This is a genomic window from Streptomyces xanthochromogenes (genome assembly GCF_014650455.1).
Lineage (GTDB): Bacteria > Actinomycetota > Actinomycetes > Streptomycetales > Streptomycetaceae > Streptomyces > Streptomyces xanthochromogenes.
Window position 1 is genome coordinate 354,864 of sequence record NZ_BMUZ01000007.1, and the last position, 24,480, is coordinate 379,343.

Here is a 24,480-nt window from a genome sequence, read left to right on the forward strand (position 1 = left end):
TCCCGAGTCTTCGCCATCCGGCCCGCGACGGACGCCGACCAAGGGTCCCGACTTGGAGTGCCTTAGGACCCTCGACGAGAGGACCCAACGCCACTCCGCGCCCCCGGAGAGCACTCCCCCTGTTTTTCGATTTGAGCCCAGTTCAGCGCGACCCTGGCCCCGGCCCCACTACTTGCGCACCACCCGAAGCCGGAGCATGGCGAGAGAACCCGATGTACTCGTACTCCTCCTCGAAGATGACGACCAAGCTGTTCTTTTCGTGCGAGAGAAAATAAAGGTCCCCACCGAGACCTTCCCGAATGGAACGGATCCAATTTTCGCCCGACACGCGACAATCGACCCATGGGAAGTTCCTCATACCGGTGGAACAGAAGAATCTCTCAGTGATCTGCGCCGATCGAAGCAGGCCGAGATGCCATTCGTCCAGGCGCGGGCCGCCCGAATCCCCATCAATGCGAACATGCGGCTCGACGACCACACTTCGGAACTCGCGCAAGGAGTCCGACACCCAAGACGGAACATCGTCGTCGCTCACATACCCCATCACCTCAAGACCGGCCAGCCGCCCCGGCAGCAGGGCCATCTCCTTCTTCTCCTTGTTCAGGAGAATCTTCTGGCGAAGCTCCTCGCTCGGCACGCTATCCCTCCGGATAGTAGAAGTGGTGTTTTTCACCAACCTGCTGATACCGCTGGCCCATCATGTCGACATCGAAGCTGCCAACCTTGGGCTGTCCAGCATGGAAGTGAGGGTTCGGGGCGTTGGGATCGCTCGTATGGTTGACGATCACACGCGTACCCTGCGGGGTTTCGTATTGATAGTAGATCCCGTGAGCCCCCGGGTTCTGGTCGTACACGTAATTACTGACCCTGTACTGCTGCTTCGGGTCGTCGCCGACCGTCCATTGACGTGTCGGTTGTTGACTCCTTGGAATCCCCGCGCGATCTCTCGCCGCATTGAATGCCTCTGTCCTGTTCGAGAGGGTCTGGTTACACGGAGCCAGCCCCAACGGATCGGCCATGACATGGGGGTTCTGGATGTAGGCAGCGGGATTGGGTGCGGGTTCCAGACCCAGGGGATCCTGACTGAGGTAGCGGGCTGATTCCGGATCGTAGTAGCGGTGATGGTTGTAGTGCAGGCCGGATTCGGGGTCGAAGAACTGGCCGGGAAACCGGAGAGGGCAGTCGGCGGCCGTTGCTTCGAGGGGTGTGGGCAACCGGGTGCCCCACAATGTGGTGCGGTGTTGCCAGGCCAATTCGCCATCAGCGGTGACGAGTTCGGTGGGTGTCCCGGCGGTGTCGGTGATGACGGCATGGAAGCGGGTGGTGTGGTCGGCCGTGGTGTCCTCGGCCAGCGTCGACAGGAAGGAAGTACCCGCCCTGCGGACCAAGGGACGATGGTCGGTCTGGGCTACGGCAGTGTGGGTGCCCGGTGCGTAGTCCCAGGTAGTGACCCGGCCATCCGGGGCGACCTGTTCGGCGAGGCGGGTACCGTCCCACGCGAAGACCGTGCGGTCGGTCGATGACCCGTCTTCGAGCAGCCGGAATTTGGCAGTGCGACGACCCTGCGGGTCATAGACATACCGCCAGCGATCGCCCTCAGGGGTGATCACTCCGGTGAGACGGTCCTCGACGTTCCACGTGTAGGTCCAGGTCCTCCGCTGCCCGTTGAGGAGCTTGCGGGTCCTGCGGTTAATACGCCCCTGGGCGTCATGGGTATACGTCGTACGCCCGGCCCGGCGCATCAAGTTGCGATCGAACTCACGGTCGCCTGAACTCGGATGAGCAGGGGCGGACGCATGGGTAAGGTTGCCGGCCGTGTCATATACGTAGGTCTCTGTCCAGCCATAGGCCTGGACGCCCGCGACCCGCCCCATCGCGTCCAGGTCGAACTTGCGAGTGCCCGTGGTGAGCTCGCGGATCTCGGTCAGGTAGCCATCCGGGCGGTACGCGTACGCACGGTACTGGAGGAGCCGCTGGGCCCCGTCGCTCACCGAGCCAAGGGTCTGGAGAGTGAGCCGGTGGGCCGAGTCCCAGGTCTGGCGGAGAACCGCGCCGCCACCGATGCGACGCTCGGTCTCGCGGCCTGAAGCATCGTAGGTAAAGCTCAATGTTCCGGAATCCGAAGTGAGTTGCTCTGGGCGCCCAGTGGCGTCGTACGCCAAATCTGATGTCGTGCCCGAAGGGGTGACCCTTCGGACGCGTCGGCCCAACGGATCGTAGACAAAGGTGGTCGTCCGACCGTTTACGGATTCGGCCAGTGCTCGGCCGAGCTCGTCACGCCGTGTAACAACGTCCGTATCGAGGTTGGTCGCTCGGACGATTTCACCGGTTGCGTTGTAGGCATACGTCGTTACCTCACCCGCGTCCGACTGCTGCTCGGTGACCCGCCCCATCACGTCGCGGGTGAGCCGCAGCGTCTCTCCCGCACCGTTCGAGCGCGAGACGAGGTCGCCCGTCGCGTCGTGGGTGTAAGTCAGTGAGCGGCCGTTGAAATCTGTCTCCGTAACCAGCCGACCCGCCTCGTCATAGGTGTACGACCAGGTCAGGCCCTGCGGATTGGTCACTTCGGTCAGGCGAAGTTCAGTGTCGTAACCGAATGCGTGGGTCGTGCCGTCGGGGTCGGTACGCTTGACCGGCAGGTCGAAGGGACCCGGCGTGTGACGGGTCAGGTTGCCTGCCGCGTCGGTGTGAGTAAGGAGATTCCCCTCGCCGTCCCATGTCCAGGACTCTCGGCTGCCGTCAGCGTATTCGCGCCATTCAGGCTTCCCTTCTACCGTCCAGTGCATGCGGATCGCGTGGCCCAGCACGTCGACTGACTGCACGATGCGGCCGAAGGCGTCACGGCACACGGTCGTGGTGTGGCCAAGTTCGTCCGTTACGGCCAAAGGGAGCCCCGCCGCGCTCGGCACAACCGTCCGCGTGTGGCCGAGGGCGTCTGTAACGGCCACCAGGTGGCCGGAGTCGTCATAGGCGCGGCGGGTTTCGGCGCCGAGCGGGTCCATCGTGGTGAGCAGGTTCCCTGTGGCGTCATAGGTATGGCGCCAAGTGGCACCGCCCGGGTCGACGACCTCGATCGGCTGCCCGAACGCATTGTAGGTGGCCCTCGCCACGGATCCGTCAGGCAGAGCGAGTTCGACAAGGCGGCCGGCCTCGTCGTAGGCGTATCGCGTGGTCCGCCCCAACGCGTCCGTGACCGCCAACGGTTTGCCGCCGCGTTCGTCCCAAGCGGTGCGTGTGCTGTGGCCGGAGGGGTCGGTCTCCTCGACGACCAGGCCTTCGGCGTTGTAGCGGTGGGCCGAGCGTCGGCCCAAGGAGTCCGTGTAGGTCGTGGTACGGGCGCTCTCGTCGTATGCCAGCGAGCCTGACAGGATGCCCCCGACTCCGTCGGTGCGTACAACGCGCCCGAGCATGTCATAGACGTACGAGAACCATGTCCCGTTGCGATCCGTCCACTTGGTCATCCTGCCCTGGCCGTCGTACTCGAACGTCAGCGGCCTACCCGAGGAATTGATCACCTCGGTGAGGTTGCCCTCTTCGTCATAGCCGTAGCTCATGACCACCGTCCCGGCATCCGCCGACGAGTCCGGCCCGTAGCGGGAAGGCGCTTCGTCCAAGAGGCGCAGGGCGGTGATGCGGCGGCCGAGCGTGTCCACAGCAAGGTAGTAACCGCCGCTGTGGCGCAAGCCGACAGGTATGCCCTGCTCGGAGCGCTCGACGTCGATACGAGCGCCGTTACGGTCTCGCCAACTGTCGACCGGTAGCCGGAAGACTCCGAAGGTGTCGGTGGGCATCGGAGTGCCGAAGCTGCGTACGACCCCGGTGTCCGGGTCGGTCACGGTCATGGAGCCGTCGGGCTTGCCGTCCCATTCCAGGGGCCAGCGGGCGCCCGTCGCCGGCAGTACCGGCTGACCCGCCTTGGGCACCGGATACACCAACCGCATACCGTCGGCGGCGCCGAACACCACTCCCTCGCCGTCGATCTGAAGGCACTCGTCCAGACTGGATATCCACGTGGGACCGAAGCACGTGCCCGCACGGTAAGAGGACAGGTGTGTGCGGGTGAAGACGAGGGGCAGGGCGCCGGGCAGACTCAGGTCGGTCTGGGTCATCAGCATGGCACCGGTGGCCACGTCGATCGGCTCTCCGACGCATGGGGTGCGATCGGCCTGCCGGGCAGCCGGTCCCAGTTCCACAAGGTCGGGGCGGAGAGAGGGGGGACGCAGCATGAAGGGGCTCTGACTGCTGAAGGCGCCCTCGGCGCCGGCCTTCAGAACACCGCTACCCGCACCGAATGCCCCGCCATAGATCATGCCGTCTTTGGCCGCCTCGTTGATCTCGTCGAGGCTCAGCCCCTTTTGCTGGCCGGTCGCGATCTTCAGGGGCTGGGCGACCGCAAGATCGACGGTGACCGATTCGATTCCTCCGAAGGCGGCCGCGATCAAGGTCCCTGCCGCGAGCTCCGCGACGGTGGCGGAGACCGCGACGCCCAAGGTACCCCCGAGTTCGATGATGGCGTCGGCGGCGGCCACCGCCGCCCCCGATGCCAGGCCTGCGGTGAGGAACGCCACCGCGACGCCGCCGGCGATAACGGCCGCATCGATCCCGATCTGGATCCAGAGTTTGTGGATGGCGTGATCAACGGCGTCGGCGAACTTGTCGAGCGCCTCCGCCATCTTGTGGGCCGACTTGGAAAGGTCACTCAGCCAGCCCGCGTTGCCGCCCTTCGCATACCGGCCCCAGAACACCTCGAACGCGTCTATCGCCTCACCCTTGTTGTTGTGGATGAGGGAGGAGGCCGCATTGTTCACCGGCGTCCTTACGTCATCCACCGCGTCGGCGAAGGTGCGCCAAGCATCGGCGGCATGCCGCAAGGTCCCGGAGTTGGCATCCGGCCACCACATGCCCAACTTGAGCAGGATCTCTTTGGCCTCGTCCTCGATGCTCACTGGGAATCGCCGCCACCCGCGCCATCGGTCGACTTCTTGACCTTGGTGAACATCCCTGCGATCAACTGGTCGTTGTCGACGTGCCCGTCGGACATGTCCACCATCGCCTCGTGGATGCTGACCAATCCGAGCACGAGCGTGCCCGCAGCCCGCTCGATGACCTTCTGCTGGGGCGCGTAGGCGTCATGGAATGCTTTTCCCTGCTCATCGTCACCCCAGGGCGCGCCGAACCCGTCGAGGGCGTGGACGAGGTTGGTCAGGGCAGTACTCAGGTTCGCGGCCTGCTCATGGAAGACCGGTGCGGTGAGTTTCACATCCGCGACCTTGATGTCCAGAACCCTGCCGTCGTCGCCCATTCAGCACTCCCCGCTGTTCCCCGCTGCCCACTAGAACCTCCACGACCCTAGGAGCAGGAGGTAAAGAAAAGTCCAAGCGATCCCTATGCGGGTGCAATACATCCGCCGCACGAGCGACGACACGACCGTGGCCCGCACCCCCCGGAGGGGAATGCGGGCCACGGTTCAACTGCGGCTCCCGGATGGGTACTTGGGGGTTACGTCGTCGGGTTGCCGTCCGTGACGTAGTTGTGCAGGCCCGGGACGGTCAGGGTGCCGCCGAACTGGCCGGCCTGGCGGACCGTCGCGTTGGTGAAGAAGGCGAACGGGACGTTCAGCGGGGGCGGGGTGGCCGGGCTGAAGGTGATCGGGATCAGGCCGAAGAGGTTGCCCTTCAGCTCCTCCGTGTACATCGTCACCGTGCCGTTGCGGATCGTCGACGTCGAGCCGGAGCGCGCCACGACGTGGGCCGTGGTGGGCTTGCCGTTGACGTCGGGCCCGTACACCTGCTGGTCCAGGTCCTTGATGTCCACGGAGGAGGCCGTGAACTTGAGGACCTTCTTCGTCGTGTCGCCGGCCTTGACCTCGACGATGCCCTCGTAGTTCAGGCCGCTCAGGGTGAGCAGCGAGCTCTTGAGGATCCACGGCTGGGTCGGCAGCGTCGGTACGCCGCTGTCCTGCTTGGCCGCGGCGAGCGCCTTCGGGTCGGCGGTCGGGCACGGGAAGGGGGGCTTGGCGCCATCAGGGATGGCCGCGTCCTTCTTCGGGTCCAACCCCTTTGCCGCGTCCGGGAGTTCACCGACCTTCTGGCCCGCCTCGTCCGCCGCCTTCTTGATGGCCTCCGTCGTCTTGTCGAGCGCGCTGTCGCCCGTCTTCGCGGCGGGAGTACTCGGCTTCGCAGCCTTCGTCGACGGCTTCGCCGAGGACTTGGGTGCGGCCGTGCTCGCCGACGGCTTCGGCGACGCGGGCGGCGTCGACGCGCTCGGCGACGCCGTGGGAGACGGCGTGTCGTGAATGCCGAGCAGGTCCTTGAGCGCGTCGCCCAGACCCAGCGGGTCCAGCGGGTTCTTCTTGGCGGCCGGCGGCGTCGCGGGCGCCGACTTGCCCGCCGGCGGCTGGGCCGTGGACGGCTTGTCCGAGGACTTGCCCGAGGGCTGGGTCGCGGGCTTCAGGAGCTTGTCGACCGCGTCACCGGCGGAACCGGAGGCCGTGGGCGTGGGCGTCTTGGAGTCGGCGGCCTTGTCGTCCGCCTTGTCGTCCGCCTTCTTGTCCGCCGACGCCGAGGGGCTCGGCGACGCCTTGCCGGAGGCGCTGCTCGACGGGCTCGGCGAGGCCGACGGGCTGTCCGAGCGGGTCACACAGGGGCCGGGCGCGAAGGGGATGTCCGTCTTGTCGTCGGCCATCGCGAGCTTGGGCGTGAGGCTCATTCCGACCAGCACGGCCGTGGGCATGGCGGCGAGTGCCATCGCCTTGCCCGCGGGCATGTGCCACTTGGTCAGCAGTGACTTCCTCGGGGCCGCGTGCCGCGGCCCCTTTCTTTCCCGCGGGTCGCCGCCTCCGGTCGAGTCCAGCTGCGTCTCGTCACCCCGCACTGTTCCTCCCGCCGTTGGCGTCAACTGTCGTTTCGGTAGCGGCGGTTGTCGGCTCCGGCGCGCCCTCGGGCGCGGGACCGGCGGGCGTGACGTCCGTCGACTCCGTCTGCTTGTCCCCTCGACGCGGCTTGGCCGGCACCCAGGCACAGGCGAGCGCGCCGCCGAACAGGGAGAGCAGGAAGCCGACGACGAAGCCGCCGATGTTGGCGATGGGGATCGAGATCAGCGCCAGCAGGATCGCCGCTACGCCCGCGAACGTCCGCACCACGCTGTGGAACCACATGGTCAGGCCGAGCGTGACCAGCAGAACGCCGATGATGAGCGAGCCCGCGCCGGCCGTCGTCGACATCGCCAGCGTGACGTTGCCGAGGTGCATGTTGGCGTACGGGAAGTACATGATGGGCACGCCGCCGGCGATGGTGAACAGCCCGGCCCAGAACGGCCGACGGCCCCTCCACGCCCGGAACCGAAGCCGCCAGTGCTGGAAGTCGCGGGAACCCGTGGTCTCGGCGCTCATGGAAAACAGCTCCCTGGTACCGCAATTGCTGTGAGATGTAGAAGAAGGTCCCGGTGACCGACGGGCTCTGGGGGACACTCGCCGGCCACCGGTCGGGCCCTAGATCTTGGGCGCCGGCTCGCACTCGTGCTTGCCACCGGTCAGGCTCAGGCTGAGCCCCGGCAGCTTGAACGAGCCCGCGGTGGTCGCCCACGCACGCTGCTGCACGTTGGAGAGCACCGCGCGGTCGGCACGCTGCGCGAAGCCGTACGGGCTGCCGCCCGGCGTCTTCCCGTCCGCACCGGGCTGGATCTTGGTGACGACGTTGCCGTTCGCGTCCCGCTTGCCTTCGCCCGCCGCCACACCGATGTCGATGTTGGTGAACTGGGCGTCGGTGGAGAGCTCCGACACATCGAGGTAGATGTTGGTCGCCTCGATCTTCTGGTCGCCCTGACCAGCCTTCAGCGTCATCGTCACGTCGCCGAGGCCGAACGGCAGCGGCTGGACGACCGACTGGCACATCTTGGTGATGGTGGCGTCACTGAACCCGGAGACAACGACGGGGTGCACCGCGTCCTTGCCGTTCAGGTCCTTGCCGGTCGCGACGCTCCCGTACTGCAGGAGGTTGCGACCGTCGAGCTGCTGAGCCGTCACCTTGAAGTCGACACCGGACACACTGAACGACGCCGCGAGCGCGCCCTGTGCCAGGCCGACGCCGATCGCGGCCGTCGCGGCCACGCTCGGCACCATGACCAGCGCGAACCGCTTCCATCTGGTCCCGCCACGTACTTGGGACTCCATGACTTTCCTCCTTCTCGGACGTACATCTCCGGGACGGACCCTCAAGGGCTGTCACGGGATGGGAGAAGTGCTACGTCCTCGGGAAGGGGAGCGCACGGGAGGTCGACCGCGTACGACTCGCGCACCTCGTCCGACACCGGCGATCACCCCCGAGCGACAACCACTGGCCACGCATTCGCGCAACCTCTGGACAGGCCCTGCCGGAGAGCAGAGACCCCCCTGTCCACGGCCGGTGTCACTGCCACCGGCCGGCCCGGTGGGGACCCAAGTCAGCGGCCGCGCCGAGTGGCTGTCGGGCTGGTGCGTTATTGGACCGAGCGTGGCCGATCGTGGTCCATTCGGAGCCGCCGCACAAGGGGGTTCGTTACTAGCCAGTAACGGCCTGATAACCGAGGCGCGACCGGCGGGTATCGACCGGGCACGCAGGGTGCCGTCGAGTGGCCGGACAGAACATGAAATCGCCGCAGAAAAGCGGACGTAAGATCCAGCTCAACTTACTGGAAGTAACAGCGGCCGCGTTTACCAAGTTTTGGTAAAACGCGGCCGCCTCTTGTCTCTCTGTCGCCAAATCGTCCGCCGCGGAACGCGTTTCGGGACTCACTCGGTGACAGGTTCATGAACATCCGAAGACGTTCGGAGGTGGGTCAGAAGAGCACCCTCGCCAGCGCGGTTCGGGCCGCCGAGACGCGCGGGTCGTCCCCGCCGATCACGTCGAAGAGCTCCAGGAGACGGACCCGGGCGGCATCGCGGTCGTCACCGAACGTGCGCCGGACCGTCTCGACCAGCCGCCCGAAGGCGTCCTCGACATGACCGCCGACCAGATCGAGGTCGGCCGCCGCGATCTGGGCCGCCACGTCGGCCGGCTTGTCGGCCGCGTCCTTGCGGACCTGGACGGGGTCGAGCGACTGGACGCGCTGGAGCAGTTCGGCCTGCGCCAGGCCGAGCTTGGCCTCCGGGTTGCCCGGGTCGTCGCTCAGTACGTTCCGGTACGCCTGGACCGCACCGGCCAGATCGCCCGAGTCGAGGGCGACGACGGCCGCTTCGAGCAGCGCGTCGTAGGGGCCCACCGGGGCCGGCGCCTCGGCGGCGGGGACGGCGGCCGCGTCCTGGTCCACCGCGATGCCGGTCAGGCCGAAGCGCTCCTCGGCGACCTGCACCAACTGGTCCAGGGTCTCGCGGATCTGCGCCTCCGGGGCCGCACCCTGGAACAGGGGCAGCGCCTGGCCGGCGACGACCGCGAAGACAGCCGGAATCCCCTGGATTCCGAACTGCTGCATCAGCATCTGGTTCGCGTCGACGTCGATCTTGGCAAGGAGGAAACGGCCGTTGTACTCGACGGCGAGGCGTTCGAGCAGCGGGCCCAGCTGCTTGCAGGGCTCGCACCACTCGGCCCAGAAGTCGATGACGACCGGCACCTCGGCGGAGCGGGTCAGTACGTCGCGCTCGAAAGAGGCCTCGTCGACATCGATGACGAGGGCGGACGGCGCGACCGCCGGGACCCCGCCCTGTCGGGCGGCCTCGGCTCGCGCCTGCTCCGCCTTGCTCTTGGCCTCACCGGCCGCCTTCACCGCGGCGAGGTCGACGACGCCGCTCATGGACATGTTCCTAGGCTGCATGCGTACATCCTCCCCCTTCCGCGACGGTGCGTGGTGATCCGGTGGCAGGATCCGGGTCCACCCGCCGTCTCCCGCCGGATTGCGAGACACCGAGGGGCCCGGATCGGGCCGCGCCTACTCTTCTTGTGGCACCTGGGTCCCCACCCCGGCGCCCTCACATGTGGTTGTCGCGGAAGGCCGCTCAAGGCTTTCGCTACGAGCCGTAGCGTAACTGGTGCGCGGCCCCGCGCGCAGGGTGATCTCGCGCACACCGCACACCCTCTGGCGCGATTGCTACCGGCCGGTATGGTCGCCGTCATGCCTTCCTCATCCCGCGCCGCGAGCTCGTCCTGTACGGGTCGTACGGGCCGGCCCCGCAGCCCCGAGGCCGATGCCGCGATCCTGCTGGCGACCCGGGAGGCGCTGGTGGACCTGGGCTGGTCGAAGCTGACGATGGGGGACGTGGCAACGCGGGCGGGTGTCGCCAAGACGACGCTCTACCGACGCTGGGCCGGCAAGAACGAGCTCGTCGTGGACGCGGTCGCGGTCCTCTTCGACGAGCTCGAACTCCCGGACCTGGGAAGCCTGATGGCCGACGTGGAGGGCGTCGTCCTCCAGTTCGCGGCGCTGCTCGAACGCCCCGAGACGAAGACCGCGCTGATGGCGGTGGTGGCCGAATCCACCCGGGACGACGCGCTGCGCGGGCGCATCCGTTCGGCCATCGTCGACCGCCAGAAGCGACTGGTTCTGGTCGGCCGCGAACGCGCGCAGGCCCGGGGCGAACTCCCCTACGAGCCCGACCCGACGGCCTCCGCCCGCCACACCGACCTGATCTTCGACGTGGTGGCCGGCGCGGTCGTCCACCGGGCGCTGGTCAGCGCGGAACCGGTGGACGAGGCGTGGGCCCGCGACTTCACCCTGCTGATCTGCACGGGTCTGGCCGCGACGGCCTGACCCCGTATCGGAGTACCGGAGCGTGGCCCGGTGCGGCCGGACCGTGGCGCTCGCGCGGACCGCCGGTTCTCGTGCCGCGGGCTCAGACCTGGTAGCGGTTCGGCGCGAACAGCGACAGGTTCTCCTCCACCCACGCCGAGGTCCGCTTCAGGCCTTCCTCCAGGGTGACTTCCGGGGTCCAGCCCGCCCACTCGCGGGCCCGGGTGTTGTCCGAGAGAAGCCGCTCCACCTCGCTGCCCGACGGGCGCAGGCGGGCCGGGTCGACCACGACGGAGGCCTCGCGGCCGGAGGCGGCGACCAGAGCCTCGGCCAGGTCGCCGATCGCGATCTCGCGGCCCGTGCCGAGGTTCACCGCCTGCCCGAGCGCCCGGTCGCACTCGGCGACCGCGAGGAAGCCCCGCGCGGTGTCGGTGACGTACGTGAAGTCGCGCGTGGGGGTCAGCGAGCCCAGCTTGATCTCCCGTACGCCGGCGTGCAGTTGGGCCAGGATCGTGGGAATCACGGCACGGGCCGACTGGCGCGGGCCATAGGTGTTGAAGGGGCGCACGACGGTGACCGGGAGCTCGAAGGCGTGCCAGTGCGAGAGCGCCATCATGTCGGCGCCGATCTTCGAGGCGGAGTACGGCGACTGCGGCTGGAGCGGGTGCTCCTCGCTGATCGGCGCGGTCAGGGCGGTGCCGTACACCTCGCTGGTGGAGGTGTGGACGAGACGGCGGACCGCGTGGCGGCGGCAGGCCTCGGCGACGTTCTCGGTGCCGACCACGTTCGTCTGGACGTAGGCACCCGGGGAGTCGTAGCTGTACGGGATGCCGATGAGGGCGGCGAGGTGGAAGACGGTGTCGCAGCCGGCGACCGCGTCCGAGACCCGGCCCGCGTCGCGGACGTCCCCGGCGATCATCTCCACCGAGGGGTGGTTCATCAGATGGGCCAGGAAGCCCTTCTCGGCGTACGGCTTGTAGTGGACGAACGCCCGCACGTTCGCGCCGAGTTCGACCAGGAGGTCGACGAGGGTCGAGCCGATGAAGCCCTCGGCGCCGGTGACGAGGACGGTCCGGTTCTGCCATGCGGTGGCGGTGTTCATGCCGACGGTGCTCATGCTGCGTACTCCCTGGTGTACGAGGTGGGGCAGGAGGCGAGTTCGAGGACCCGGGCGGCCAGCAGATCGGCGGCGCGGGCGTGGTTGCCGGGGTCGGCGGCGCCGCTCATCGCGGCGAGCCGGGCCGGGTCGGCCAGGAGCGGCTCGACGAGTCCGGCCAGGCGGAACGCGGTGGTCTCGGCGTCCGGCACGAGCAGGCCCGCGCCCGCGTCGGACAGGACCCGCGCGTTGTGGGTCTGGTGGTCGCCGGGCGCGTGCGGATAGGGCACGAGGACGGCGGGCACGCCGGTCGCGGCGAGTTCGGCGACGGTCGCGGACCCCGCGCGGCACACGACGAGGTCGGCGGCGGCGTACGCGAGGTCCATCCGGTCTAGGTAGGGCACGGCCCGCGCACCCGGAAGTCCCGACAACTGACGTTCGGTGTCGGCCAGTTGGGCCGGTCCGGTCTTGATGAGGAGATGGACGTCGCGCCGGTCGCGCCACCGCTCGGCCAGGCCGACGGCCGCCGCGGTGAGCCGGGCCGCACCCAGGCTGCCCCCGTTGACGAGGACGAGCCGCGCCCCGGGCGGCACACCGAGCGCCCGCCGGGCCTCGGCGCGCAGCGCCGGGCGGTCCAGCGCGGCGAGCGAGGCGGCGATGGGCATACCGGTGGTGAGGGCGTCCTGGCCGCCCGAGAGGTGGGCGCGGCTGCGGTCGAAGGCGACCGCGATGTTGGGGGTGAGCCGGGCCGCGAACTGGTTGGCGCGGCCCGGCACCGCGTTGGACTCGTGGATGAGGCTGGGCAGCCCGGCCATCTTGGCGCCGACGATGACGGGCGCGCTCGGATAGCCGCCCATGCCGACGGCGACCTGGGCGCCCTGCGCCTTGAGGATGGCCCGGCACTGCGCGCCCGACCTCAGCAGTGCGGCGGGCAGCAGATACCGCTTGGCGCCGAGCGAGGGGTCGAAGGGGATCATGTCGACGGTGTGCAGCCGGTACCCGGCGCGGGGTATCAGCTCGCCCTCCAGGCCCCGGGTCGTGCCGACGAAGGAGATCACCGCGTCGGGGACGGCCCGCCGCAGCGCCTCGGCGAGCGCGAGCCCGGGGTAGATGTGCCCGCCGGTGCCGCCCGCCCCGATCACTACTGACAATGGTGTGCGCATGGCACCGAGGTTCACGGGGCGGCTTAAGAGGGTTCTAAGAGCGCTGTTTGGCAGGCTTTGCCCATGAGCACCACGCGCGCGGTCAGAATTCTCGTCGTCGACGACGAGCCGGAGGTACGGGCGGCCGTCGAGGACGGTCTCGCGGTGGAGGGGTACGAGGTCCACGGCGCCCCGGACGGGCTCGCGGCGCTGTCCGAGGTGGCCGCCTGGCGGCCGGACGCGATCGTCCTGGACGTGATGATGCCGGTGCTCGACGGGCTCGGGGTGTGCCGCCAGCTGCGGGCCATGGGCGACCGCACACCGGTGCTGGTCCTGACCGCCCTCGACTCGGTGAGCGAGCGCGTGGACGGCCTGGAGGCGGGCGCGGACGACTATCTGGTCAAGCCCTTCGCTCTGGACGAACTCATCGCCAGGGTGAGGGCGTTGCTGCGCCGCGCCGCCCCCGATCCGGCCGAGCCGCAGGAACTGCGCTACGCGGATCTCGTGCTCGACCCGGTCGCGCACACCGCCCGGCGGGGCGAGCGCCCGATCGACTTCACCCGCACCGAGTTCGCGCTGCTCGAACTGCTGATGCGCAACCCCGGACAGGTGCTGCCGAGGGAGCTGATCCACGAGCTGGTATGGGGCCGTGACTTCGGGCCAGACTCCAACTCCCTCGCGGTGTACGTGGGTTACCTACGGCGCAAGCTGGAGGCGGCGGGCGAGTCGCGCCTGGTCCACACCGTGCACGGCGTGGGCTACCGACTGGACGCCTCGTGAGCGCCCGGCGCCGCCTCGGGGCCCGCTGGCGCCGGCACCGCCCGCTGCGCACCCGGCTCGCCCTGGCCGCGTCCGCGGCGGTGGCGCTGGTGGCGGTCGGCGTGTGCACGGCCGCGTTCTTCGTGATCCGCTACGAGCTCTACCACCAGCTCGACCTGAACCTGACGCAGTCGGCGACGCTGGCCATCCAGCAGAACCGGGGCGCGGCGCCCGGGGTGCTGGCCGGTGAGTGCCGCTTCCTGTCCGCCCCCGCCTGCGCCCAGGTGGTCCCCGCCGACCCGGCGAAGGATCCCTCGAAGCCGTACCTGCTGCCGGTGAGCCCGCCCGTGCGCCAGGTCGCTTCGGACGCACGCAACGCGTACTACACCAACATCACGCTGCCCGGCGGAGAGCCCGCCCGGATGCTCACACAGCGCTTCGGTGGGGCCAAGTCCCTTCAGGTGGCGCTGCGTTCGGACGGCGTGCGCAAGGGCGTGGGCCAGGCGGCGGGGCTGCTCAGCGGGGTCGGGACGGCGGGGGTGCTGCTCGCCGCCGCGCTCGGGTACTGGGTCTCGCGCACCGGGCTCGCCCCCGTGGCCCGGCTCACCGCGACGGCCGAGCGCATCGCGACCACCCGCGACCCGAGCCACCGCATCGAGCTGCCGCCGGGGCCGCCGGACAAGGAGGACGAGGTGACGCGGCTCGCGGCGTCCTTCAACACGATGCTGGGTGAGCTGGAGCAGTCGGTCACGGCCCAGCGGCGCCTCGTCGCGGACGCGTCCCACGAGCTGCGTACGCCGCTGACGGCTCTGCGGACGAACGCGGAACTGCTCGCACGGGCCGACCGGTTGACGGACGCCCAGCGCGATCGCGCCTCGGCGGCGCTCGGCCGCCAGATCCGGGAGGTGTCGGTGCTGGTCAACGACCTCATCGACCTGGCGCGGGACGAGGAGCCGACGCCGCTCCTTGAGGAGGTCCGGCTCGCTCCGCTGCTCGCGCACACCGTGGACACGGCTCGGGCGCACTGGCCGGCGACGCCGTTCCGCCTGGACCTCGCCGACGCCTCGGTGACCCTGCCGGGCGTACCGGCCCGGCTCGCCCGGCTGATCTCCAACCTCCTGGACAACGCGGCGAAGTTCAGCCCGCCCGGGGCGCCCGTCGAAGTCACCCTCTCCTCGGGCGAGTTGACGGTACGGGACCACGGCCCCGGCATCGCGGAGGCCGATCTCCCGCACGTCTTCGACCGCTTCTACCGCGCGGAACAGGCGCGAGCCCTGCCCGGCTCGGGCCTCGGCCTCGCGATGGCCCGGCAGATCGCCCGTGCGCACGGGGCGGAGCTGACGGCCCATCAGGCTTTCGGCGGCGGGGCGGAGTTCCGGCTTGGCCTGCCGGGTGCGTCCGGCCAACCCCGGGGGGTTCGCCCACCAGCCCGCCCGTGAGCCGGGGTTGGTTGGTTCCGGTCCCCCTGGGGCTCCGCCCCAGACCCCGGGGGGTTTGCCCACCCGCCCGCCCGTGACTCGGGGTTGGTTGGTTCCGGTCCCCCTGGGGCTGCGCCCCAGACCCCGGGGGGTTTGCCCACCCGCCCGCCCGTGACTCGGGGTTGGTCGGTTCCGGCTCCCTGGGGCTGCGCCCCAGACCCCTGCGGGGGCTCCGCCCCCTGCACCCCCCTTCGCGCCTGAACGGCGCTCGTCCTCAAACGCCGGACGGGCTGTAGGTGCCCCAGAACCGGTCCCGCCAGGGGCGCGGGGAACTGCGCGACCAACCGCGCACGGTCCGCAGCCGAATCCCCCCACCCCCGGAGGCCACGCGGCGGAGCCGCAGAGTGTCACAGCGGGAAGGGGTGGGGGGGAAGCCCCGGGGGGCAAAGGCAACCGTGCGAACGGTTCGGGGTTCGAGGAGGAGGTCAGAAGCCGGGCGGCTCCGTGTACGTGCCCCACTCCTCGCGGAGCACCCCGCAGATCTCGCCCAGCGTCGCCTCGGCCCGTACCGCGTCCAGCATGGGCGCGATCATGTTCGAGCCGTCCCGCGCCGCGGCCAGCATCGCGTCCAGGGCCGCCCGGACGGCCGGGTCGTCGCGGTGGGACTTGCGGTCGGCCAGGGCCCGCACCTGCTCGCGCTCCACCTCGTGGCTGACCCGCAGGATCTCCAGGTCGCCCGTCACCGAGCCGTGGTGGCAGTTGACGCCCACCACCCGCTTGTCGCCCTTCTCCAGGGACTGCTGGTAGCGGAACGCCGACTCGGCGATCTCCCCGGTGAACCAGCCGTCCTCGATGCCGCGCAGGATGCCCGAGGTGATCGGGCCGATCGGGTGCTGACCGTCGGGGTGCGCCCGGGTGCCGCGCTCCCGGATCTGGTCGAAGATCTTCTCCGCGTCCGCCTCGATGCGGTCGGTGAGCTGCTCGATGTACCAGGACCCGCCGAGCGGGTCGGCGACGTTGGCGACGCCGGTCTCCTCCATCAGCACCTGCTGGGTGCGCAGCGCGATCTCCGCCGCCTGCTCGCTCGGCAGCGCGAGCGTCTCGTCGAGCGCGTTGGTGTGCAGCGAGTTCGTGCCGCCGAGGACGGCGGCGAGCGCCTCGACCGCGGTGCGCACGACGTTGTTGTACGGCTGCTGCGCGGTCAGCGACACCCCGGCGGTCTGGGTGTGGAAGCGCAGCCACTGCGCCTTGTCCGACCGCGCCCCGTACTCCTCCTTCATCCAGCGGGCCCAGATCCGGCGCGCGGCACGGAACTTGGCGATCTCCTCGAAGAAGTCGACGTGCGCGTCGAAGAAGAAGGACAGGCCGGGCGCGAAGACGTCCACGTCAAGGCCCCGGCTGAGGCCCAGCTCCACGTAGCCGAATCCGTCGGCGAGGGTGTACGCCAGCTCCTGCGCGGCCGTCGCCCCGGCCTCGCGGATGTGATAGCCGGAGACGGAGAGCGGCTTGTACGCGGGGATGCCCTGCGCGCAGTGCTCCATGAGGTCGCCGATGAGACGCAGATGGGGCTCGGGCTGGAAGAGCCACTCCTTCTGCGCGATGTACTCCTTGAAGATGTCGGTCTGGAGCGTGCCGTTGAGCACGCCCGGGTCGACGCCCTGCCGCTCGGCGGCGACCAGGTACATGCAGAACACGGGGACGGCCGGGCCGCTGATGGTCATGGACGTGGTGACGTCGCCGAGCGGGATGTCCTGGAACAGGACCTCCATGTCGGCGGCCGAGTCGATGGCGACGCCGCAGTGGCCGACCTCGCCGAGCGAGCGGGGGTCGTCCGAGTCGCGGCCCATGAGCGTCGGCATGTCGAAGGCGACGCTCAGGCCGCCGCCGCCGGCCGCCAGGATCATCTTGTAGCGCTCGTTGGTCTGCTCGGCGTTCCCGAACCCGGCGAACTGCCGGATCGTCCAGGTGCGACCGCGGTAGCCAGTCGGGTACAGCCCGCGCGTGAAGGGGTACTCCCCCGGCCAGCCGATGCGCTCGAACCCGTCGTAGGTGTCGCCGGGCCGGGGCCCGTATGCCGGGTCGACGGGGTCTCCGGAGAGCGTGGTGAAGTCCGCGTCGCGCTTGCGGGCCTTGTCGTAACGGGCCTGCCAGCGGCGGCGGCCTTCTTCGATCGCGTCAGCGTCCATGGTTCGAATTTACTTGGACGTCCTAGTAAATGTCGATGGGAGACCGCCGCGGATTGCTCGCGCGGCGGTGGGGGTGCGGTCCCGGTGCGGCCGGATCAGGCCCGGGCGGGGGCCGGGGCGCCGTCCGCGACCTTGGACTCCAGCTCCTTGGAGACCTTGCGCTCGACGAAGAAGGCGGCGGTGGGGATCGTGCCGGCGATCAGCACCCAGAGCTGCTTGCCGACCGGCCACTTGGCCTTGGAGCCCAGGTCGAAGGCGAAGACGAGGTAGATCACGTACAGCCAGCCGTGGGCGATGCCGACGACCTTCGTGAAGTCCGCGGCGCCGTTCATGTCCAGGATGTACTTGGCGATCACGCCCAGGGTCAGCAGGACCAGCAGTACGCCGGTGACGTACGCCATCACCCGGTAGCGGGTCAGTACGCTCTTTTTCATGCGGTCGAGCGTAACGGGACATGCGGGGCGATCTTCCCCCGGGTGCCACCCGCGCGCCCGGCACCAACCCCTGGGGCCCCGCCCCAGACCCGGTCCGCGCCTCAAGGGCGCTCGTCTTCAATCGCCGGACGGGCTGAAATGCCTCAATTCGGTCCGGCATCGAGGAGTTAGGGGCGCGGGGAACTGCGCGACCGGCCACGCACGGTCCGCAGACGAGAACGGGTTTTGAGGGCGAAGCCCCGCGAACAGGGTGCGGGGCGCGGAGCCCCGTGGGTGGGGCGGGCCCCTGAGGGGCTACTCCTCGAAGTCTCGGGCCGCCACCCGCAGAGGGCGCAGGATCGCGAAGATCTCCCCGCACTCCTCAGCGTCGTACGCGCCGAGACCGAACTCCATCGCCATCAGATCGCGCGTGGCCTGCTCCACGACCTCGCGGCCCTTGTCCGTGATGGACGCCAGCGTGCCGCGGCCGTCGTTCGGGTTGGGGCGCTTGTCCACGAGGCCCGACTTCACGAGGCGGTCGACCGTGTTCGTGACCGAGGTCGGGTGGACCATCAGACGCTCGCCGATCTTGGACATCGGCAGCTCGCCCGCCTTGGAGAAGGTGAGCAGCACCAGCGCCTCGTACCGCGCGAACGTCAGGCCGTACGGCTTGACCACCGCGTCGACCTCGGCCAGCAGGATCTGGTGCGCCCGCATGATCGAGGTGATCGCCCCCATCGCGGGCACGGGGCCCCAGCGCTGCTGCCAGAGTTCGTCGGCTCGGGCGATGGGATCGAAGGGAAGGCTGAGCGGCTTGGGCACCCGTTGACCTTACCCACAGGTCACATGCCGGTCAGCCCCGTCTCGCAGTTCGGTACCCCACCCGGTGCGCGCGGAGTCGGCCCGCGCCCGTGGCCCGTACCGCCCGGCATGGCGCTCCCCCACGCAGGGTGACCGTTATGTCACTATTGCCCGGTCCCGTGCACGCCCTCGCGACCCCTCTAAGGGGGCCGGATGTCCCGGTACCGAATCCTCGTCGCCGCCGCTCTGCTCGCCGCCACCGGCTGTTCGTCCGGTGCCGGCCCGGACGAGGCCTCCGTGGCCCAGGGCCGTGCTCAGGCCGAGGCCGCCCCCGCGCCCGCGCCCGGCTCCCCGTTCTGGGTCGACCCGGAGAGCGACGCCGTCCGGCAGATCAGGCTCTGGCAGGGGCAGGGCCGTACCGCGGACGCCCAGGTGCTGCGGCGGATCGCCGACCGGCCGGTGGCCGTGTGGCCGTCCGGTGCCGACCCGCGGCCCCGCATCCGCAAGGCGGTCGAGGGCGCCGCCAAGAACCGGCGGACCGCGCTGTTCGTGGCGTACAACATCCCCCACCGCGACTGCGGCAAGTACTCGGCGGGCGGCGCGAGCGACGTCGACGGCTACCGCGCCTGGTACGGGACGTTCGCGGACGCCATCGGGGACGCCCCGGCCGTCGTGGTCCTGGAGCCCGACGCGGTCGCCCACATGGTCGACGGGTGCACGACTGTCGACCATCACGCCGAGCGCTATCAGCTGCTGAACGAGGCCGTCGAGCACCTCAAGAAGCTTCCCCGCACCAAGGTCTACCTGGATGCGGGCAACCCGTCGTGGATTCCCGATCCCGGCAGTCTCGTCGAGCCGCTGCGGCGGGCCGGGGTCGACAAGGCGGACGGGTTCGCGCTGAACGTGTCCAACTTCCAGACCGACGAGAGCGTCCGGGCGTACGGCGCGAAGGTGTCCCAGGGCCTGGACGGCAAGCACTTCGTCATGGACACCAGCCGCAACGGCGACGGGCCCCTGCGCGACGACCGGGACCAGGCCTGGTGCAATCCCCCGGGCCGCTCGCTCGGGGCGCCGCCCTCGGTCAGCACGGGGGACCCGCTCGTCGACGCGTTCCTGTGGATCAAGCGGCCCGGCGACTCGGACGGGCCCTGCCGCGGGGGCCCGTCCGCCGGCACCTGGTGGCCGGACTACGCGCTCGGGCTCGCCAAGCGCGCGCGGTACTGACCGGAGCCGGTCCGGCCCTGGTCGGCCCGGCCGGGGTCAGTCCACCCGGAGCCACTTCGCCTCGGACGGTGTGCCCTCCTGGTCGGACGCGAAGACCATGTACCAGCCGGGCGGGACGAGTGCGTGGTCCTTCGGGACGGCGATCGTGACCGAGTTCTTGTCCTTGGTCAGACCCAGCTCGATCGAGCGCTGCTCCACGTCCGTGGTGTGCGTGACCGCGCTCGGCCGCATCAGCCGGGCCTTGACGACGCGCTCGGGGTGGTCGGTCTTGAACGTGGCCTTCCCGTCGGCGGCCGCGGCTTCGGGGCCGTCGCCGAGCACGGGACGCTTGTCCTTGTCCCGGTAGAGGTAGGGCGGGGTGTAGACCTCCATGCGCTGCTCGAACTTGCCGAGCTTGGTGTTGTTCTTGTCGCCGAAGAGCGAGTCGGAGCCGAAGGTGGCGACCCGGCCGTCGGGCAGCAGCAGCGCCTCGGAGTGGTAGTTGCGGCCGATCGTGGGGTCGGCCGCCTCGCGGAAGGCGTTCGCCTTGGGGTCGTAGAACTGGGCCTTGAGGATGTTGGAGCCGCCCCGGCCGCGGTAGTCGGACGAACCGCCGCTGGTGAAGACGGAGTCGTCCGGCATCAGCACACTGTTCAAGTACCGCGTGCCCTGCGGGAGTTCGGGGCCGGCCTGGAAGGCGGGGCTGTTCTGCTTCAGGTCCACCACGGCGGTGCGCGGGGTGGCCTTCTCGGACTCGCCGACCCCGCCGCCGCCGAGCAGCATGAAGCGCTGGTCCTGGGCGGGCGGCAGCAGGAGTGAACTGGCCGTCTCCAGCTGGTCGGTGGCGTTCAGGCCGCCGATCCTGGTGAAGGTGTTCTTCTCGACGTCCCACACGCCCGGCTCGCGGCCCTTGTTGGCGGGCCCGTAACCGGAGTTGGCGCCGGAGTAGAAGAGCTTGCCGCCCTTGGTCAGGAACAGGGAGGGATAGGTCGGGAAGTAGCGGGTGGGGCCCTTGGACCACTTCTTGGTCTTCGGGTCGTAGATCTCGTTGTCGCCCTGGAGGATGGCGCCCACGTCGTCGAGCCCGGAGACGGCGAGCACCTTGCCGTCCTGGAGCGTGGTGAGCGTCGGGTACCAGCGGGCCTCCTTCATGGGGGCCACCGGGACGTACTTCTCGGCCTTGGGGTCGAACTCGTACGCCGCCCTGATCCCCTGGTAGTCCTGCTTGTCCAGGGTTATCTTCTCGGCGAGCCCGTACACGTTGTCGGCGTCCTTGCCGGTCAGGCCCTCGACCTCGTACTGGGCCTGGTCGGTGGCGACCGACTGGGGGCCCGGCGCGACGGCTTCGACGAAGACGCGCGCCTCGGCGGCGGTGGTCTTGGTCTTCCAGGGCTTCATCTGCCCGGTGGCGTAGTACGAGATCTCGAACTCGCGCTTGGCGCGCGGCACCGTGACGTCGAACCTGGAGACGTACTCCACGCCCGACGGGGAGCGGAACTTGGTCCCCTTCTTGACGGTGACGTCCTTGTTCGGGTCCTCGTTCTTGACCCGCATGCCGCCGCCGGCCCGCTTCACCTCGCCGTCCAGGACCTCGTAGCGGGCCGTGCCGCCGGCCACCAGCAGGTTGCCGTTGGGGAGTTGGGCGTGGCCGCCGCAGAAGAAGTCCTCGGGGGTGGGGATCTTCTTGAAGGAGTTGTCCTTCGGGTTCCACAGGACGGTGTCGAAGGTGCCCGCGTCGAAGTGGTCCTGCTTGTTGCCGGAGCCCGCGATGATCAGCACCTTGCCGGTGTGCAGCAGGGCCGTGTGGATGGCGTTGGTGCGGTACTCCTTGGGGATGTCGACGTCCTGCCAGGCGCCGAACTTCGCCATGTACTCGGGCTGCGCGATCTCGTACGCGTGGTACTGCTCGGTGGCGAAGGAGAGCGCGGCGGGTGCGTTGAGCCCCGCGAGGACCACGACGGCGCCGCCGCCGAACAGGGTCTTCTTCGTCCGCTTCGAGGGCCGGTATGCCATGACTCAGTTCCCTCCTGTCGTCGTGGCGATGGCGGGTTCCGCCTCGCCCGTGGTCGTGGGCTTGCGGTCGGCGAGCTTGGCCGCACCGCGGGCCGTGGCGCGTTCGCGCAGCGTGGTCCAGGCCCAGATCGCGGCCGGGGCCAGCGCGATGCACAGCGCGAGCACGGCCCAGGTGCGCATCGCGGCGTGGGTGTGCCGGTAGTGCACGGAGGCGACCAGCGAGCCGGCGAGCACGGCCGCCCAGAACAGGTGGATGCGGAACGTCCACAGCCGGTCGGGGCTGGTCTGGCCGCCCTTGGGGGTGACCACGAACCGGCCGCGGGTGCGCAGCACGGCCGAGCCGAGCGACTTGAGGTAGATGGGCGCCGAGAGCGCCGACATGCCCATCCCGGCGAGACCGCCCGAGCCCTCGGGTTCGTGCGGCGAGACGTTGTGCCGCCGGTTCCACAGGTACAGGCCGATCTGGAGTGCGGCCGCGTCGCTGTAGAGCATCAGCCAGACCGATGCGCTGACCTCGGTGCCGGAGGCGCCGAACCACAGGAACAGGACACAACTGACGATTCCCAGAAGCCAGTTGACGGCCGTCATGGGGTAGTACACGAGCATCAGGGTGTACGAGAGCAGCCGGCCGGGCGGCATGGTGAACGGCGCCTTCCAGTACTGCTTGAACAGCGTCTCGTAGGTGCCGCGCGACCAGCGCATCTGCTGGGTGAAGAAGTCGGTCCAGGAAGCCGGGCCCTCGCCGACGGCCAGCACGTCCGGGGTGTACACGGAGCGCCAGTGGCGGCCGGTCTTCGGGTTCTTGTGCCGATGCAGTTCGAAGCCGGTGGCCATGTCCTCGGTGATCGAGTCGTACAGGCCGCCGATCTGCCGCAGCGCCGAGATCCGCACCACGTTGTTGGTGCCGACGAACATGGGCGCCCGGTAGCGGTTGCCGGCCCGCTGGATCAGCGCGTGGAAGAGGAACTGCTGGGATTCGGCCGCCTTGGTGACGGGCGAGTCGTAGTTGCCGTACACCTGCGGCCCGACGACGAAGGCGACGTCCGGGTCACGGAAGTAACCCATCATCCGTTCGAGGAAGTTGGGGAGCGGGGCGTGGTCGGTGTCGACGGAGGCGAAGAAGTCGTAGCCGCCGCCGTGCATCGCGATCCAGGCGTTGTAGTTGCCGTGCTTGGTGCGCGCCTTGTGGACGCCCTTCTTGCGGTTCCACTCGGGGACGCCCTTGCGGGTGAAGTGGCGTACGCCCAGCTCGGCGCAGAGCGCCCGGGCCTGCTCGTCGTCGCCCTCGTCCAGGAGCCAGATGTCGAGCTTCCCGGGGTGGGTGAGCCGGACGGCCGCCTCCAGGGTGTTCCGCACCATGGATATGGGTTCCTTGCCCGGCACGTACGTGGTGAGGAAGGCGACCCGGGTGCCCTCTTCGGGGGTGACCGGAACGGGGTCGCGGGCGACCAGCGTGGCGTGGGCGACGGAGGCGACGTTGGCGACCATGAAGAGCTCGATGAGGCCGATCGAGACCAGCATCGCGATGTCGAGGCCGACCAGCCAGCGGTCGCCGCCCTCGCGCTCGACCCAGTGGCTGGGCCAGACGAGATAGACGAGCAGCAGGCCGGTGAGTATCGGCGCCAGGGTCATCAGGAGGACGGCGCGTATGCGGTGCGGCTCCTGGGAGAGGAGGCTCCGGTACTGCACCCGGTAGGGCGAGGGGCCCGGATCGGTGAGCGGTCCGGCTAGCCGGCTGTGGGTGTCGTAGTCGTAGCCCTCCGGGCGCACGGTGCCCTCCAGCGGATCGTCGAGCAGGGTTTGAACTGGGTTGATAACCCCACAAAAGTGGAGAAAGCCCGGCGTGTCGACTGGAGTACTCCGAGTGAGCGGTTCTCGATGGGGCGCCTTTTTCGCGTGCGGGCATGACGAACCGCCGGAACGGGCCTCCCCCGGGACGCGCCCGGGGCCGCCCGCCCGGCCCCGCCCGGCGGACGCACGAGAGCCCCCGGCCTGGGCGGCCGGGGGCTCTCGTGACGGGGTTCCCGAAGGGGTGGTCCCGGGGTGGGTGCTACTCGGCGGCCAGATGCCGCTCCACCGTCTCCACCTTGGACGTCAGACCGTCCGTGACACCGGGGCGGATGTCCGCCTTGAGCACGAGGGAGACCCGGTTCGAGCGGGCCTCGACGGCGGCGACGGCCCGCTTCACGACGTCCATCACCTCGTCCCACTCGCCCTCGATGGAGGTGAACATGGCGTCCGTACGGTTGGGCAGGCCGGACTCGCGCACCACGCGGACCGCTTCCGCGACGTACTCCCCCACGTCCTCGCCGACGCCGAGCGGGCTGACCGAGAAGGCGACGATCATGCGTTGACCACGCCTTCCTTGCGAGCACGGGTCGCGATCACGGCGTCGTCCAGCTCGCGCCGGATCTTGCGCTCGGCGAAGAAGCCGCCGAAGGGCAGCACCGCGAGCACGAAGTAGAGCGCGCCGGTCTTCGCCGACCACTTGGTGCGGTTCCAGGCGTCCAGCCAGAACAGCACGTACAGCGTGAACAGGATGCCGTGGACCATGCCCATCACCATGACCCCGTCGAACGAGGTGGTGCGCTTGAGCACGGAGCAGACCAGCAGGATCGGGAACGAGATGGCCTCGGGGAGCGAGACCAGTCGGAGTCGATGCAGGGCGGAGGCTGTCTTGATGTCCACGGGCGGGGGCACCTTCGCTGGGAGGGGCGGGCGGCGGCGGTCGTCTGGCGGCGATCCGTCGGC

20 protein-coding genes are annotated in these 24,480 nt (G+C 69.5%); 4 read left to right on the top strand and 16 right to left on the bottom strand.

All coding sequences use genetic code 11. The features are described from left to right. Positions 1–142: 142 nt before the first annotated feature. The 7 genes from IE267_RS20545 to IE267_RS20575 all read right to left on the bottom strand — a co-directional run bounded on the left by IE267_RS20545 (position 143) and on the right by IE267_RS20575 (position 9,786). A complete protein-coding gene (locus tag IE267_RS20545; protein WP_189764196.1) occupies positions 143–637 on the bottom strand; it encodes a hypothetical protein in 495 nt (164 codons plus the stop codon). Position 638: 1 nt separating this feature from the next. Next, positions 639–4,946, bottom strand: coding sequence for a DUF6531 domain-containing protein (locus tag IE267_RS20550; protein WP_189764197.1), 4,308 nt, complete (start codon positions 4,944–4,946; stop codon positions 639–641). Continuing rightward, a complete protein-coding gene (locus tag IE267_RS20555; RefSeq protein WP_189764198.1) occupies positions 4,943–5,302 on the bottom strand; it encodes a hypothetical protein in 360 nt (119 codons plus the stop codon). Before IE267_RS20555 ends, IE267_RS20550 begins: the two co-directional genes overlap by 4 nt. A gap of 197 nt (positions 5,303–5,499) precedes the next feature. Continuing rightward, positions 5,500–6,873 carry a hypothetical protein gene (locus tag IE267_RS20560; protein ID WP_189764199.1) on the bottom strand — a complete coding sequence of 458 codons (1,374 nt, stop codon included), beginning with the start codon at positions 6,871–6,873 and terminating at the stop codon, positions 5,500–5,502. Beyond that, positions 6,863–7,390: a DUF6114 domain-containing protein gene (locus tag IE267_RS20565; protein ID WP_161253058.1), complete on the bottom strand. Its 528-nt coding sequence runs from the start codon at positions 7,388–7,390 to the stop codon at positions 6,863–6,865. The genes IE267_RS20560 and IE267_RS20565 overlap by 11 nt, the downstream gene beginning before the upstream one ends. Before the next feature lie 99 nt (positions 7,391–7,489). Next, entirely contained in the window at positions 7,490–8,170 is a 681-nt protein-coding gene (locus IE267_RS20570; protein ID WP_189764200.1) for a DUF6230 family protein, read from the bottom strand. Between the two features lie 644 nt (positions 8,171–8,814). Next, positions 8,815–9,786, bottom strand: a complete 972-nt coding sequence (locus IE267_RS20575) for a tetratricopeptide repeat protein (RefSeq protein ID WP_161253065.1) — start codon at positions 9,784–9,786, stop codon at positions 8,815–8,817. A 297-nt stretch (positions 9,787–10,083) separates the two neighbouring features. Here IE267_RS20575 and IE267_RS20580 point away from each other — a divergent pair, with 297 nt between their 5' ends. Beyond that, positions 10,084–10,719 (top strand): TetR/AcrR family transcriptional regulator, encoded by a 636-nt coding sequence (locus IE267_RS20580; RefSeq protein WP_161253068.1) that lies wholly within the window; start codon positions 10,084–10,086, stop codon positions 10,717–10,719. Positions 10,720–10,801: 82 nt separating this feature from the next. Here the strand turns inward: IE267_RS20580 and IE267_RS20585 are convergent, their stop codons facing one another. Together IE267_RS20585 and IE267_RS20590 are read right to left on the bottom strand one after the other, a co-directional pair. Further along, positions 10,802–11,800, bottom strand: coding sequence for an SDR family NAD(P)-dependent oxidoreductase (locus IE267_RS20585; RefSeq protein WP_189764239.1), 999 nt, complete (start codon positions 11,798–11,800; stop codon positions 10,802–10,804). An 11-nt stretch (positions 11,801–11,811) separates the two neighbouring features. Beyond that, complete coding sequence (locus IE267_RS20590; RefSeq protein WP_189764201.1) at positions 11,812–12,957, bottom strand: UDP-N-acetylglucosamine--N-acetylmuramyl-(pentapeptide) pyrophosphoryl-undecaprenol N-acetylglucosamine transferase; 1,146 nt, start codon at positions 12,955–12,957, stop codon at positions 11,812–11,814. Between the two features lie 63 nt (positions 12,958–13,020). Between IE267_RS20590 and IE267_RS20595 the strand changes: the two genes are divergently transcribed. Next, the gene (locus tag IE267_RS20595) at positions 13,021–13,716 is read left to right on the top strand and encodes a response regulator transcription factor (protein WP_161253074.1); all 696 of its coding nucleotides are present in this window, start codon (positions 13,021–13,023) and stop codon (positions 13,714–13,716) included. Further along, complete coding sequence (locus tag IE267_RS20600; RefSeq protein WP_189764202.1) at positions 13,713–15,134, top strand: sensor histidine kinase; 1,422 nt, start codon at positions 13,713–13,715, stop codon at positions 15,132–15,134. Before IE267_RS20595 ends, IE267_RS20600 begins: the two co-directional genes overlap by 4 nt. A 464-nt stretch (positions 15,135–15,598) precedes the next feature. Here IE267_RS20600 and icmA read toward each other — a convergent pair whose 3' ends face one another. The 3 genes from icmA to IE267_RS20615 all read right to left on the bottom strand — a co-directional run bounded on the left by icmA (position 15,599) and on the right by IE267_RS20615 (position 18,534). Continuing rightward, positions 15,599–17,299, bottom strand: coding sequence for a coenzyme B12-dependent isobutyryl-CoA mutase large subunit (gene icmA / locus IE267_RS20605; protein WP_167156854.1), 1,701 nt, complete (start codon positions 17,297–17,299; stop codon positions 15,599–15,601). A 95-nt stretch (positions 17,300–17,394) separates the two neighbouring features. After that, on the bottom strand, positions 17,395–17,733 hold the full coding sequence (locus tag IE267_RS20610) for a DUF3817 domain-containing protein (protein WP_161247343.1): 339 nt from the start codon (positions 17,731–17,733) through the stop codon (positions 17,395–17,397). 294 nt (positions 17,734–18,027) lie between these two features. After that, positions 18,028–18,534, bottom strand: coding sequence for a MarR family winged helix-turn-helix transcriptional regulator (locus IE267_RS20615; RefSeq protein ID WP_167156856.1), 507 nt, complete (start codon positions 18,532–18,534; stop codon positions 18,028–18,030). A gap of 192 nt (positions 18,535–18,726) precedes the next feature. On the opposite strand from IE267_RS20615, the gene IE267_RS20620 reads away from it, so the two are divergent. Then, the gene (locus tag IE267_RS20620) at positions 18,727–19,737 is read left to right on the top strand and encodes a glycoside hydrolase family 6 protein (RefSeq protein WP_167156858.1); all 1,011 of its coding nucleotides are present in this window, start codon (positions 18,727–18,729) and stop codon (positions 19,735–19,737) included. A 36-nt stretch (positions 19,738–19,773) separates the two neighbouring features. On the opposite strand, the gene glxA is transcribed toward IE267_RS20620, so the two are convergent. From glxA to IE267_RS20640, 4 genes are all read right to left on the bottom strand, one after another. Continuing rightward, on the bottom strand, positions 19,774–21,729 hold the full coding sequence (gene glxA / locus IE267_RS20625) for a radical copper oxidase GlxA (protein ID WP_189764203.1): 1,956 nt from the start codon (positions 21,727–21,729) through the stop codon (positions 19,774–19,776). A 3-nt stretch (positions 21,730–21,732) separates the two neighbouring features. Next, on the bottom strand, positions 21,733–23,499 hold the full coding sequence (locus IE267_RS20630; protein WP_167156862.1) for a glycosyltransferase family 2 protein: 1,767 nt from the start codon (positions 23,497–23,499) through the stop codon (positions 21,733–21,735). A gap of 280 nt (positions 23,500–23,779) precedes the next feature. Beyond that, complete coding sequence (locus IE267_RS20635; protein ID WP_100577478.1) at positions 23,780–24,076, bottom strand: MTH1187 family thiamine-binding protein; 297 nt, start codon at positions 24,074–24,076, stop codon at positions 23,780–23,782. Beyond that, the gene (locus IE267_RS20640) at positions 24,073–24,417 is read right to left on the bottom strand and encodes a DUF3817 domain-containing protein (RefSeq protein ID WP_161245371.1); all 345 of its coding nucleotides are present in this window, start codon (positions 24,415–24,417) and stop codon (positions 24,073–24,075) included. Before IE267_RS20640 ends, IE267_RS20635 begins: the two co-directional genes overlap by 4 nt. Positions 24,418–24,480: the final 63 nt, after the last annotated feature.